Source organism: Acidiphilium sp., assembly GCF_049977125.1.
In the GTDB taxonomy this organism is placed as follows: domain Bacteria; phylum Pseudomonadota; class Alphaproteobacteria; order Acetobacterales; family Acetobacteraceae; genus Acidiphilium.
Genome location: NZ_JBMFGY010000023.1, coordinates 26,410 through 39,020, shown reverse-complemented (window position 1 = coordinate 39,020; position 12,611 = coordinate 26,410). Strand labels below are relative to the sequence as shown.

The following is a 12,611-nucleotide window of genomic DNA, read 5'->3' as shown; positions in this document are numbered from 1 at the left end:
CAAGCAATCGCTCAACAGGCACACTTAAAATCTAAAATGCAACTGTAATGCTAGGCCCGGATGTAACGGGCGATCTGTAACGGGCAGTAGCAGTGTGATGGTCGATATTTCGTGTAAGCTATTGATTTATAACGATATTCCAAGGTCTGGCGTCCCCGGCGGGATTCGAACCCACGGCCCCAGGATTAGGAATCCTGTGCTCTATCCTGCTGAGCTACGGAGACATAGGTTCGTTATAATCACGTCTTGGCGTCGCGTCACGCCGCATGTTCGGTGGCTTCCTGGCTCAGCCGATAGCCGCCTCCCTCGGTGATCAGCAGACGGGCTTGGTTGGGCTCGGGTTCGATTTTTTGGCGGAGGCGATAGACATGGGTCTCCAACGTGTGGGTGGTAACGGCGGCGTTATAGCCCCACACCTCGTTCAGCAGAATCTGGCGCCCGACCGACTTGCCACCGGCACGATAGAGATATTTCAGTATCGCGGCCTCCTTGTCGGTCAGTCTGATCCGGCGGTTCTTGACCGGTTCATGCAGGAGTTTCATCGCCGGACGGAAAGTGTAGGGGCCGATCTGTAGCACCGCATCCTCGCTGCTTTCGAAATTGCGCAGATGCGCACGTAATCGGGCAAGCAACTCAGCAAGGCGGAACGGTTTCGCCACATAATCGGTCGCACCCGAATCGAGGCCCCGAACCACATCTTGCTCTTCGGACGACCCGGTAAGCATGATGATCGGCACTTTCATCCCAGCCTGGCGCAACTTGGCACAAAAATTACGGCCATCGCCATCGGGTAGGCCGACATCAAGGATCACCGCGTCGAACCGCTGGTCCGACGTCTCGAGGATCTGCTCGGCCTCGGCGATCGTTCCCGCCTCGGTCGGAGAAAATTCGTTGTCCGCCCGGAGTTGCTCGCTCAGCGTGCTCCGCAGCGCAAGATCGTCGTCAACGATCAGGATCGGATGATGGGTCGTCATGGCGTGGTTCCTCGAAAAACTCGTTTCCACCAGATTGGCTTGCAAAACGCGATAACCGGCAGCGGTCATCGATACTACCCTCATATAGGTTGATCACAGCGATTCGCCGTCCATCGATTTGGTTTTCCGCCCGAAATCGCTCACATGCACGTTACGAACCCTCCACCGGCCGCCATCGGTCGGCAACCACCGCGACATTTCCGTCCGGCCCCGCCTCTGGCCGAACCGCTTCAGAGTGGCCATATCGAAATGACCCCATCCCGTCCCGTTGATATTGGGACATGAAGAATGAATTGCTATGACCGTATTTTCATCCAGTGCTCGTGATCCGCGCGGCCCCGCAGGCTCGGCCACCGACACCGCCGGCACGCCAACGCCAATCGCGGATTCGATCGGCCTCGCCATGGCAGCTACGGTACGCCATCATGAAACCATGGGTGCGCCCCGCACCCGGGCGGTGCATCGCGCGGTGGCTGACAGCCGCCGCGGTGTTCCGGTGGTGATTGCCGGGCCGCATCCCCTGATCGTTGCCCCTGCCGAGACGGTCGGCGCCGAAGGATTGCATCTGATCGATCGCCTGGCGGCAGGTCCCGCCACTCTGTTGCTTGCCCCGAGTCGTGCCGAAGCCGTGCTCGGCGCACCGTTGGGCGAGGCGGCACCGGCGATCGCCCTTGCCTTGTCCCGACCGCTAATCGACGTGGCAACATTGCGCCGTATCGCGGACCCGACACTTGAGCAGATCATGCCGCAGTTTACCCGCGTCACCACGCCGGATCAGGCGGCGGCGGCACTCGCCTTGGGCAAACTGGCCCGATTACTGCCGGCGATGGTGGCGGCACCGGTGCGTGCCGGTTGGGCATCATTGCCACTAGGCGCCGGGTTGCTGGTGGTGCCGGCGGCCGATCTGCTCGCCTACCCAACCGAACTGGCAGCGACATTGCACCGAGTCGCTGAAGTGGCGATCCCTCTGGCCGACGCGCCGGATGCCAGGTTGGTCGCATTTCGGGCGCTCGATCAGGGAATCGAGCACATGGCGATCCTGGTCGGTCATCTGGCGGCACAGCCGGTGCCCCTTGTCCGTATTCATTCAGAGTGTTTCACCGGCGACCTGCTCGGCTCGCTCCGCTGCGACTGTGGACCGCAATTGAAGGGCGCCATTAGACGGATGGCCGATGAAGGCGGCGGCGTTGTGCTATATCTGGCGCAGGAGGGCAGGGGAATCGGGCTGATCAACAAGTTGCGGGCCTATACATTGCAGGATCGCGGACTTGATACCGTCGATGCCAACCGGGCGCTTGGCTGGCATGCAGATGAACGTAATTTCCATATCGCCGCCGCCATGCTCGAAGCGCTTGGTCTGAAGCGCATCCGTCTGCTGACCAACAATCCTGAAAAATTGGCCGGACTGGTCGCATGTGGGATCGATGTGACAGAGCGGGTCGGCCATATCATCGCGCCGAACGGCATTAACAATGCCTATCTCGCGACGAAGGCTGCCCGATTTGGGCATATTCTGGAATGACCGGTTGATGGGTGTTGCGGTGGTGAGCGGCGATGCGTTCCTGCATTTTGCGGGGCGATTCTACCGGGTGGCGATCGGCGCGCACGGCATCTGCCGCGACAAGCAGGAAGGTGACGAGGGGACGCCGTCAGGCCATCTGCCGCTGCGTCGCGTCCTGTACCGCGCCGATCGCGTTGCACCGCCCGATTGTGTCGTACCGGTTGAGCCGATCGCCCGCGCCGACGGCTGGTGCGATGATCCTGCGCATGCTGACTACAACAAGCCGGTCCGACTGCCACACCCGGCCCGCCACGAGACAATGTGGCGTGCCGATTCGCTCTACGACATCGTCGGTGTGCTAGGCTGGAACGACGATCCGGTCCAACGGGGGCGAGGCTCGGCGATATTCCTGCACATCGCCAGACCGGATTATCGGCCGACTGCCGGATGCATCGCCCTTGCCAGTTCCGATCTGATCGCGATCCTGGCGCAGGGCCTGACCGCGATCGCGGTGACCGATCAATAGGGTCGGTCAGTTGGCGAGCGGCACATTGATCCCGAACGAGAGGCTGGGCGGACCATAATAGACCGGCGGCGGCGGGGCATAATAGACCGGCGGCGGAGGTGGCGGCGGGGGAGCGTAATAAACGGGCGGCGGTGGCGGATAATAATAGCCGGGGGGACCCGCGTAGCCGCCACGCCAGCCGTCGTTGTCACGATGGTGCCACCCGTGATGCCCATGCCAGCCATCCTGCGCCCAAGGCGGGTCAGCATAGGCCGTGCCGCCGGCAACCGCCAGACCGATGGCTCCCGCCAATGCGGCGATCACCAGCCGGCGGCTGCGACCGGGACGATGCGACTGAAGGTTCATGATTGAAAACTCCTCGTTAAGCTATTGTTGATATAGCGACGGTTCATGGCGAAGGAGGGGCGGTAATCAGGGCGAAATATGGCTGACTAAAATTTCATCTTGACGATCAATAGTGACGGGGGACTTGCGAAATGGTCGTCGTCGCGGGCATTGTCCCGCGTCTTTAGGATTTGGATGGTTTAACTGGTTTGAATATCATGCACTGGCAGATTTCGTGAAGCGTCGGCTACGCGCGGTGATTGTGCCGCTTCTCTTGCTCGTGGTCACCGGATATTTCGTTTATAACGCGATTAAGGGGACGCGTGGGATCACCGCGCAACAACACGATCGGGCGATCCTGGCACAGGATGATGAAACTCTCGCCAAGGTCGATACCTCGCGCAACCGCTGGCAGGCGCGGGTCGATGCGCTGCGTCATCATGCCATCGCCAAAGATATGTTGAACGATCAGGCCCGTGCCGTGCTCAACCTCGCCAATCCAGACGATCTGTCGGTCCCGCTGCAACAACCTGTGGCAAAACCGGCGCCGCCGATAACACCCTCGTCGCAGCCTCATCCCCGGTCGGTCGGTCAATAGCGGCTCAGTCGAGGAACAATTTGCCGGGATTGAGGATGTTGAGGGGATCAAGGGCGGATTTGATAGTGCGCATCATCGTCAATGCGGGAGCGCCATGTTCGCGCAACAGAAACTCCCGCTTACCGATCCCGACGCCATGTTCACCGCTGGCGGCGCCCCCGAGGTCGAGCGCCTGTCCGACGATGGTGCGATCGAGCGCCCAGGCGCGGGCGGCACCGTCCGGCGTGTTGGGGTACAGGATCAGGACATGGAAATTGCCATCGCCGACATGCCCGACGATGCAGGCGTGCAGACCTGATTGAGTGACCGCGTCGCGCGCCTGGGCGATCGCTGCGGCGAGGTTGGAGATCGGAACGATCGTGTCGGTCGAGAAGGCGCCATGGCCGGGAAACGCAGCGCGGGCAGCCCAATAGGAATCGTGCCGGGCCTGCCAGAGTTTGGTGCGGGCTTCGGTTTCGGTGGCGAAGGCAAAGCCCTTGCCGCCGTGGGCGGCGGTGATGGTCTCCGCCATGGTGGCCTGTTCAGCAACGCCGTTCGGTGTGCCGTGAAATTCGAACAGAAGGGTTGGTTGGGCGGTCAGGTCGAGTTTGGAATAGGCGATCGAGGCAGCCATCTGTCCGGTATCGGCGAATTCGATCCGCGCGACCGGGATGCCGGTTTGCATGATTTCGATCACGGCATCGATGGCGCCACGTTCAGAGGCGAACCCGCAGACGGCGGCGCCAATCGCTTCGGGAATGCCGAAAAGACGTAATTGAATTTCGGTGATGATGCCGAGGGTGCCTTCCGATCCGATCAGCAATCGAGTGAGGTCGTAGCCGGTGGCGGATTTGCGGACACGCCCGCCGGTATCGACGATGGTGCCATCGGCCAGCACGGCGCGCAGACCGAGTACCGCCTCACGAATGGTACCGTAGCGCACGGCATTGGTGCCGGAGGCGCGGGTGGCGCACATGCCCCCGATGGTGCAATCGGCGCCGGGATCGACCGGAAAGAACAGCCCGTAATCGCGTAGATAGGCGTTGAGCTGCTTGCGGCTGACGCCGGCTTCGACCCGGCAATCCAGATCGGCATCGTTCACGGCGATGATGCGATTCATCCGGCTGAGATCGAGGCTGATGCCACCGGCGACCGGCGTGACATGTCCTTCGAGCGAGGTGCCGGCGCCAAAGGCGGTGACCGGGGTGCGATTGGCCTGGCAGAGGGCAAGGAGTTGAGCGATTTCGGCCGTGGTTTCCGGAAAGATCACCGCGTCAGGCATCCTGCTGGCGGCATTGGCTTCGCCATGCGCGTGTGTTTCGCGAATCGCATGGTTGACGCTGAGGCGGTCGCCAAACAAAGGGCGAGCGGCGGCGATGGTTGCGGACGTTTCCATGAGCACAGCCTATCGGGAACCGGCAACGGATGAAAGGTCTGCCGGTATCCGTGGAAAAGCCACGATTAATTTTATTATTTGGACATTTTTTCAGAGCGATTTTTGGAGACCGAATGATAATCTCCTCCACAATTTAAGGTCCCGTCATCATTTGAGGTTCCAAACGTGAGCTCGACCGTGACACGTGAATCGCCCTGGCTGTTAACCCCCAGACCAGGTGAAACCACCGCCGATTTTCAGGATCGGCGCGGCCGTGCGTTTTTCGATGGTCAACGCACCGACAGCGCGGAATTCTGGCGTCGTCTCGGACGCGATGACATCGATCTGGCCGGCCGACGTGTGCTCGAACTCGGATGCGGTCATGGCGCGCTCTCGGTCGAGGCTGCCGCCAAGGGGGCCACCTCGGTTCTGGGCGTCGACATCGATGCCGACCCGATCGCTTTCGCGCAGCGTCATGTGCCGCAGGCCTATCCCGATCTGGCACCGGCATTGGCGTTTCGCTGCGAGGACATCGCGGAGATTCCCGATTCCGAGCCGTTCGATATCGTGCTCTGCAAGGATACGGCCGAACATATTCTCGATCTGGCGGGCGTATTCGCGCAGGTGCACCGCTTGCTCAAGCCGGGCGGGCGCTTCGTGATCGGCACCAGCCCTCTTTATTACAGCCCGTTCGGCGATCATGGCCGTTACCTGGGGCCCGGCTTGCCGTGGCTTGCCGCACTGCTACCGGAACCGCTCCTATTCGCCCTGGCGAGTCGCCGGAACGGCGGCACGATTCGCAGCGCCGCCGATGTCGGGTTGAATAAAATGACGCCGGCCCGGTTCCGCTCTCTGTTCGATGGATCGAACTGGCAGGTCGAATCGATCCGTTACAACGCGGGAGACAAGCGTTTCATGGCCGCGATGCGGTTGTTGCGTCGGTTCAGGCCGATCGAAAAATATTTCACGGTCAGCATCTATGCCGTCATACGGCGGCGATAACATCCGCCTCGATTCCAAAGATCGAATAGAACGGTTTCGGCTGTGACCAGAATCACAGACAAAAATAATTTCCGGCCTGATCGTGGCTTCTGGAAACGCGGCCTTGGCTAGGCCTCGTTGTCCCATCGTCCAAAAATAAACGTGGGGTAAAATGGCAGGCAGCAGTCGTCGCAAAGTGGCAATTTTGGGCGGCGGCATTGGTGCGCTGGCCGCGGCCTATGAGTTGACCCTGCAACCCGATTGGCAGGATCGGTTTGACATCACGGTGCATCAACTCGGCTGGCGTCTCGGCGGCAAGGGGGCCAGTTCGCGCAACCCGGCGGCGGCCGACCGGATCGAGGAACACGGGCTGCATGTCTGGGCCGGGTTTTACGAAAACGCCTTCGCGCTGATGCGGCGCGCCTATGCCGACCGTCCGGCCAGCGGGAGTCCGATCCAAACGGTGGAGCAGGCGTTTCTGCCGGAAAACCATGCCGTACTGGCACAGCTGTTTCGCGGTCGATGGATGCCGTGGCAGATGTATTTCCCGCCGTTGCTGCCGGGTCGGCCGGGCGATGGGGCCGGTGCGCCGGCACCAACCCCGACCGAGCATCTTGTCCATCTGCTCGCACTGCTCGGCCAGCGCCATGATGATCTGCCGATGACCACGCAGGCCTTGCTCGCGGCCCCCGAGGCGGTCGCGCGGATGCAAGCGAGGCTGGTGGCCGTGCCATCATCGGCGGCCGCGGGTGATTCGTTGCCGCATTTGGCGCACCGGATCGGCCTTGAAATCCTGGCGGGCGCGATCGCGCGAGACGCCGCGCGTGACACGATCGGCGAGGTGCTCAAGCTGTTGCGCGATTTGCTCGATGAGGCGCGAAAGCTTCTGGTGGACCCGGAGATCGGCGTCGTTCGCATCTTGAGCGAGATCGATCTGATCTGCGCGGTTCTGACCTGCATGGTCAGTGAGGACGTGCTGACGCAGGGCTTTGCCGTGCTCGATCACTACGAGCTCGCCGATGTTCTAACCCGATACGGCGCATGGCCTGAGACCGTCGATTCGCCGATGATTGCCGCAGCCTATGATTATGTGTTCGCGTATCCGAACGGTGATCGCTGCCGGCCGACACTCTCGGCAACCTCGGCGTTCGAGGGATTCATGCGGCTATTGTTCACCGCACGCGGCGCGTTGTTCTTTAAAATGGCGGCAGGAGCCGGCGAGATCATTTTCGCGCCGCTCTACCAGGCGCTGCTGGCGCGCGGCGTTCGGTTCGCCTTCTTCAACCGCGTGCTCGAACTGACCGTCGCGAACGGCAGGATCGACACCATTCGCATCGCCATCCAGGCAACGGCCAAAACCACCTATGAACCACTGGTGACCATCGGCGGTCTGGCATGCTGGCCGGCGGAACCTCTGTATGACCAGCTAACCAATGGGGACACCCTGAAACGGGACGGGATCGACCTGGAAGACGACTGGGACCATTACGCCCTCGAAGAGATCACACTGCACGCCGATACCGATTTCGACGACGTTGTGCTCGCGATACCGGCCGGGGCGCTGGCATCGCTCACCCGCTCGCTCGCGGCGGCTGATCCGGCTTGGCAGGCGATGCTCTCCGCCACCATCACCACGGCAACCCAGGCGATGCAGCTCTGGCTCGATTGCACCACGGCCGATCTGGGGGGGGCCTTCGTCGTCCCGCCGGATAACCCCGATCCGGTCGGCCTGACCATGACCGGATATGTGAAGCCGTTCGATACCTGGGCGGATATGTCGCATCTCCTCGCGCGGGAGGATTGGGGCGGCCAACCGCCGCGCAGCCTCGCGTATTTCTGTGCGGTGCTACCCGAACCCAAGACGCCGCCCGGCAACGATCCGCAACCCGCCGCCGACCGTGCCGCTCACGACTCGGCGTTGCAAACCCTGGCCGAAATCGGGCCGATCTGGCCGGCGCTGGTCGGGTCAGACGGGTTTCGCTGGAACGTGCTGCACGCCGGTGCCAACCGCGTGGGCGCGGCGCGGCTCGACGACCAGTATATCCGTGCCAATATCACCGGCACCGAACGCTACGTGCTCAGCCCGCCCGGCTGCCTCAAGACCCGGCTACCCCCGGCGCCGGATGGCTTCGCTAATCTTTATCTGGCGGGGGATTGGGTGAAGGTGGACCAGATCAACGCCGGTTGCATGGAGGTCGCAGCAATGGCCGGAATCGGCGCCGCGACGGCGCTGGCGACGCGGCATCCACATGCCGCCATCTGAACCCGATTACATTTTTTTCGGCGGCGCCTCGCTGCCGTCCGCTCCCTATGCTTGCACCGGCGCAACCCTCTGGACCATGATGGCGTGCGGTAGCGAAATGGCGATCGCGAATTTCCTGGCGCGCACGATCAACGCCGTCGCGGGGTACGCGCGGTTTGTGCCGAAGCTGGGGCCGGTCGTGTTCGTGCTTTACATCGATGCGCCAGCCTTGAGTTCAACCATTGCGCCCTATTGCAACTGGGGCACATCACGCGAGTCCGATATCGGCGTCTGGCTCCTGCTAAGCGATACCGCCAATGCAGGGGCGCTATATTGGTACCCGGCGTATCTGTTTGTCGATAATTGGGTTGCCCTGGTGGCGGGACGGGAAATCTGGGGCTTCCCCAAGGCCCTCGGTCATCTGGCGATCACCACCGGATCGACGGAGTCACTGACCCTCTCGACACTGGCAATGCGTGATCAGCGACCAGGTGATCACGCGGCGGAAATGCCGATTTTCGAGATCGCCCCGCTGCCGAAGCCGGTTTCCTGGCTAAGCGACGGGCAGGAATCGCCACGCGCCGGTATCGCCTCGATCACGCGGCACCGCGCGAGCAGCTCAGCCCTGCCGTCCTGGGCTGACCGGGCGCTCGAGGATTTCGCCAACGTGCTGCAACCGCCGGACGGTGCGGCGATCGCCCTGAACCAGATGCTCTTTCTCAAGCAGTTCCGTGATTGCGCAAGTTCGACCGCGGCATGTTATCAGCAGGCGATCACCTTGAATACCGGCGCGCCGGTGGTTCATCATTACGGCCCTTTGTCCGGCCAGCTGACCTGCCGCCTGAACCTGCACACCGTTGCGAGCCAGCCGATCGGTCAGGATCTCGGCCTGAACCCGGGATCCCAGCCTTTGCTGCCGGTGTTCTGGGTTCAGTTCGATTTCACCATCGGCTTCGGAGCTCCGCTTCCATCCGAACCGGCTTCCGGCTGAGCTGATGACAGGAGAGCGAGCAAAGTCCTGGCCTGTGCGTAATGCGGCAGGATTTCGCCGCCGGAGGGCATCTCGTTCAACGCGTCCGTCAGCAGGGTGGAAACCTCATCATCGCGGCCATTTTGATGCAATAAACCAGCCAGGGCGACAGCCGCGCGTAATCGGGAGGTCGGTGCCGCCTGGGTGATCGCAATGGCATGGGCATGGCGATAAGCGGCTTCGGCGCCCGCGACATCGGGCGGTTCGTGCCTGAGGAAAATGAAACCACGCGTCAGGTAGAGATCGACGGTGGCCCATGATTGATTAACGGCGATCATGATCGCCTCGTCCGCACGGTTCAGCGCGAGCGCCTCAGCCGGCGCATACAGTGCCAGCGCCGATGCATGCAACGACCCGAAATAGGCGCGCCCGACCCGTGCGCCGGTTTCTTCACTGAATTGGCGCGCCGCGGCAAGCTGTGTCAGCCCTGCGGCTTCACCTGCGCGCACGCGCGAATAGCCATCGAGCGATTGCGCCCAGGCCCGAAAGAATTCGAGCCCACCCGTCTCGGCCATGCGTAGAACGGTGGCGGCGTTGCGTTGCGCCGCGTCCAACGCTCCAAGGTCGAGGTCGATCTGGCAGCGGAATAGCCTGACGTAGGCGATGCCGGGCGCGTGACCGCACCGCTCGGCGCGTGCGAGGGCGGCATCGAAACAGGCCACCGCCGCATCGCAGCGACCGAGCGGCCAGAGCGTGAGGCCAAGAAAAGTCAGCGCATTCACGCCGGGGTCGATATTGAATTTGACCGCGACGATCGGGTCAGGGTCTTCGGGCACGGCGGCGATGCACGCTTCGAACAATGCGGCCGCCTCAGTGAATTCGGCGCGCAACCAGTGCATCATGCCGCGTTGATTGAGCGCCATCAGCGCGCCGGGCGTGCCGGGTGTCGCGCTCGTGTCGGCGGTCAGCGCGGCGTTCAAGCCATGCATTGCGGCAAGATTTGCGGTGATCCACGCCGCGATCCACATGCCATGGAGTGCAATGTGGCGTAACTCGGCAGCCGGCAGGCGTGCGGCGATCGCGAAGGCGCGCTGGAATGCCGCCCCCGCGCCGGGGTCGTTATAGCCGCGCACCGTCATCAGCGCCTGACCGTGAGCCAGTTGCAGGCGCAGGCGCAGGCCCTGCACTTCCGGCGACTCGTCCAGTGGTTCCACCAGTTTGATCGCCTCGGCAAAATGCTCGGTCGCCTCGAGAAAGGCGGCGCGCCGCATTGCGAGTTCGCCAGCCTTCAGCCACCATGCGGCGGACGAGGCGGCCTGACGGGCCAGGGCAAAATGTCGCGCCACCATCTGCGGCTCGGCCTCGGCCTCCTCGGTGAATTGGTCGCGCAGGGTCTCGGCGAGGGCCAGATGCAGCGTGCGCCGGCGGGTGCGCGGCAGGCTTTCATAGGCGGTGTCGCGCACCAGCGCATGTTTGAAGCGATACGCGCCGGGCGCGGCCGGCGTGGCGATCACCAGCCCGGTCGCTTCGAGCCGTTCCAGCGCGACGTCGATCATCGGGCGATCACGCCCGGCGATCCGTTCGAGCAGCGCGACGCTGAAATCCCGCCCGATCGCCGCGGCCATCTGCGCGATGTCCTTGGCATCACCCAACCGGTCCAGCCTCGCCATCAGCGAATCCTGCAATGTGGCGGGAATTGTGGTGACATCGGCTTCCAGCACCGCGCGGGTCAGTTCCTCGGCGAACAGCGGCACCCCATCGGCGCGGTCGACGATTTCCCGTTCGATCACGGCGTCGAGCGTCCGCCCCGATGCCACCGCGCGTACCAGCTCGGTCGTGCTCGAGCTGTCGAGATGATCGAGATCGAGCGTTGCAACATGGTTGACCGCAACCCAGTCCGGCTCGATTCCCGGCCGGGCGGTGACCATAACGAATCCGGCGGTCGCGCGCAGGCTGGCGACGATCATACCCAGCAGGGTCATTGAGGTCGGGTCGGCCCAATGCGCATCCTCGAACAGAAGAAAGAGTGGCCGCTCGCGCGCGAGATGCCGCATCGCCTGCATGATTGCGGCGAGGGTACGCCGCCGCTGTTCGGTTGGCGAAATCACGGGAAGGGCGAAGCGTGCGCCGGTCGGAATGGCGAACAACGCGGCGAAGAGCGCCATTGCATCCGGATCGTCGGGTTGCAGTCGCGCGACCATCGCTTCCAGCGCCGCGAGCCGCGCTTCGGCCGGATCGGCCTCGGTGAGTGCATAGGCACGCATGAACTGGGTACGGAACGGGTAGAGCACACTCTCGCGGTGAAACGGGGTGCATTGATAAGTGATGATTAATGGCGGTGTTGCCGTGCCGCGCAGCGCATCGGCGAGACTGGCGGCTAGACGGGATTTGCCGATACCCGGATCACCACGCAGCAGCACCGCTCCCCCCGCGCCGGTCAGTGCCGCTGCCGCCTGCACGCGCAACCGCTCGAATTCGCCATCACGGCCGATCATCCGGGCGGCGGTGCCGCGTCGAGCCTCGAACCGCGTGGCCGTGCCGGTCTCACCGGTAACCAGCCAGTATGGGGTGGTACCGGCGAAACCCGGCAATCTTGCCGGTTCACCGGCCTCGAGCCGGAAGGCGCGACCTAGCAGCCGTCGGGTCTGTTCGGCGATCACGATGCCGCCGGGCGGCGCCAGCGTTTGCAACCGTGCAGCCAGATTGAGGGTTTCGCCGACCACCGCCGGTTCGTTCATCGCCGGATCGCCGATCGTATCGCCTGCCAAGACAACTCCGGTGGCAATGCCGCAACGCACCCGCAAGGCGCCACCGTTCGGTGAACCGAGGCGGCCGATCTCCTCGGTCATCGCCCGTGCCGCTCGCGCCGCGCGCTCGGCGTCATCCTCATGGGCATGAGGGTAGCCGAAATAGGCCAGCACACCATCGCCCAGGTATTTGCCGATAGTGCCGCCGAACCGGGCGACTTCCTGGCTGCAGGTGGAAAAGAAGGCATTGAGCAATTCGCGCATGTCTTCGGGGTCGAGTGTGGTCGACAAAGTGGTTGAGCCAACCAGATCACAGAACAAGACCGTGATTTGCCGGCGTTCGGCATCACTTTTCGGCATCACGTTCAGCAATATCATAATTGATTGGCTCCCA

General features: G+C 62.9%; 10 protein-coding genes and 1 tRNA gene. 6 read left to right on the top strand and 5 right to left on the bottom strand.

Annotated features, from left to right (window positions below):
- Positions 1 to 147: 147 nt before the first annotated feature.
- A tRNA-Arg gene (locus ACP5E6_RS06025) sits at positions 148 to 224 on the bottom strand.
- A 33-nt stretch (positions 225 to 257) separates the two neighbouring features.
- Complete coding sequence (locus tag ACP5E6_RS06020) at positions 258 to 974, bottom strand: response regulator transcription factor (RefSeq protein WP_427952824.1); 717 nt, start codon at positions 972 to 974, stop codon at positions 258 to 260.
- Positions 975 to 1,377: 403 nt separating this feature from the next.
- Between ACP5E6_RS06020 and ribA the strand changes: the two genes are divergently transcribed.
- Both ribA and ACP5E6_RS06010 read left to right on the top strand, forming a co-directional pair.
- Positions 1,378 to 2,496, top strand: a complete 1,119-nt coding sequence (gene ribA / locus ACP5E6_RS06015; protein WP_427952828.1) for a GTP cyclohydrolase II — start codon at positions 1,378 to 1,380, stop codon at positions 2,494 to 2,496.
- 7 nt (positions 2,497 to 2,503) lie between these two features.
- Positions 2,504 to 3,001 (top strand): L,D-transpeptidase family protein, encoded by a 498-nt coding sequence (locus tag ACP5E6_RS06010; protein ID WP_427952822.1) that lies wholly within the window; start codon positions 2,504 to 2,506, stop codon positions 2,999 to 3,001.
- A 6-nt stretch (positions 3,002 to 3,007) separates the two neighbouring features.
- Here the strand turns inward: ACP5E6_RS06010 and ACP5E6_RS06005 are convergent, their stop codons facing one another.
- Positions 3,008 to 3,346 carry a hypothetical protein gene (locus tag ACP5E6_RS06005; RefSeq protein WP_427952820.1) on the bottom strand — a complete coding sequence of 113 codons (339 nt, stop codon included), beginning with the start codon at positions 3,344 to 3,346 and terminating at the stop codon, positions 3,008 to 3,010.
- Between the two features lie 214 nt (positions 3,347 to 3,560).
- On the opposite strand from ACP5E6_RS06005, the gene ACP5E6_RS06000 reads away from it, so the two are divergent.
- Positions 3,561 to 3,923, top strand: a complete 363-nt coding sequence (locus tag ACP5E6_RS06000) for an FtsB family cell division protein (protein WP_427952818.1) — start codon at positions 3,561 to 3,563, stop codon at positions 3,921 to 3,923.
- A 4-nt stretch (positions 3,924 to 3,927) separates the two neighbouring features.
- Here ACP5E6_RS06000 and ACP5E6_RS05995 read toward each other — a convergent pair whose 3' ends face one another.
- Positions 3,928 to 5,298 (bottom strand): FAD-binding oxidoreductase, encoded by a 1,371-nt coding sequence (locus tag ACP5E6_RS05995; protein WP_427952816.1) that lies wholly within the window; start codon positions 5,296 to 5,298, stop codon positions 3,928 to 3,930.
- Between the two features lie 177 nt (positions 5,299 to 5,475).
- Between ACP5E6_RS05995 and ACP5E6_RS05990 the strand changes: the two genes are divergently transcribed.
- The 3 genes from ACP5E6_RS05990 to ACP5E6_RS05980 all read left to right on the top strand — a co-directional run bounded on the left by ACP5E6_RS05990 (position 5,476) and on the right by ACP5E6_RS05980 (position 9,491).
- The gene (locus ACP5E6_RS05990) at positions 5,476 to 6,279 is read left to right on the top strand and encodes a class I SAM-dependent methyltransferase (protein ID WP_427952814.1); all 804 of its coding nucleotides are present in this window, start codon (positions 5,476 to 5,478) and stop codon (positions 6,277 to 6,279) included.
- A 175-nt stretch (positions 6,280 to 6,454) separates the two neighbouring features.
- Entirely contained in the window at positions 6,455 to 8,521 is a 2,067-nt protein-coding gene (locus tag ACP5E6_RS05985; protein ID WP_427952812.1) for an NAD(P)-binding protein, read from the top strand.
- Entirely contained in the window at positions 8,508 to 9,491 is a 984-nt protein-coding gene (locus ACP5E6_RS05980) for an acetoacetate decarboxylase family protein (RefSeq protein ID WP_427952810.1), read from the top strand. The genes ACP5E6_RS05985 and ACP5E6_RS05980 overlap by 14 nt, the downstream gene beginning before the upstream one ends.
- Here ACP5E6_RS05980 and ACP5E6_RS05975 read toward each other — a convergent pair.
- Entirely contained in the window at positions 9,431 to 12,595 is a 3,165-nt protein-coding gene (locus ACP5E6_RS05975) for an ATP-binding protein (RefSeq protein ID WP_427952808.1), read from the bottom strand. The genes ACP5E6_RS05980 and ACP5E6_RS05975 overlap by 61 nt on opposite strands.
- Positions 12,596 to 12,611: the final 16 nt, after the last annotated feature.

Coding starts and splice junctions, on each gene's coding strand:
- ACP5E6_RS06020 (WP_427952824.1), bottom strand. CDS start 974: ATGACGACCCATCATCCGATCCTGATCGTTGACGACGATCTTGCGCTG.
- ribA (WP_427952828.1), top strand. CDS start 1,378: ATGGCAGCTACGGTACGCCATCATGAAACCATGGGTGCGCCCCGCACC.
- ACP5E6_RS06010 (WP_427952822.1), top strand. CDS start 2,504: ATGGGTGTTGCGGTGGTGAGCGGCGATGCGTTCCTGCATTTTGCGGGG.
- ACP5E6_RS06005 (WP_427952820.1), bottom strand. CDS start 3,346: ATGAACCTTCAGTCGCATCGTCCCGGTCGCAGCCGCCGGCTGGTGATC.
- ACP5E6_RS05995 (WP_427952816.1), bottom strand. CDS start 5,298: ATGGAAACGTCCGCAACCATCGCCGCCGCTCGCCCTTTGTTTGGCGAC.
- ACP5E6_RS05980 (WP_427952810.1), top strand. CDS start 8,508: ATGCCGCCATCTGAACCCGATTACATTTTTTTCGGCGGCGCCTCGCTG.
- ACP5E6_RS05975 (WP_427952808.1), bottom strand. CDS start 12,595: ATGATATTGCTGAACGTGATGCCGAAAAGTGATGCCGAACGCCGGCAA.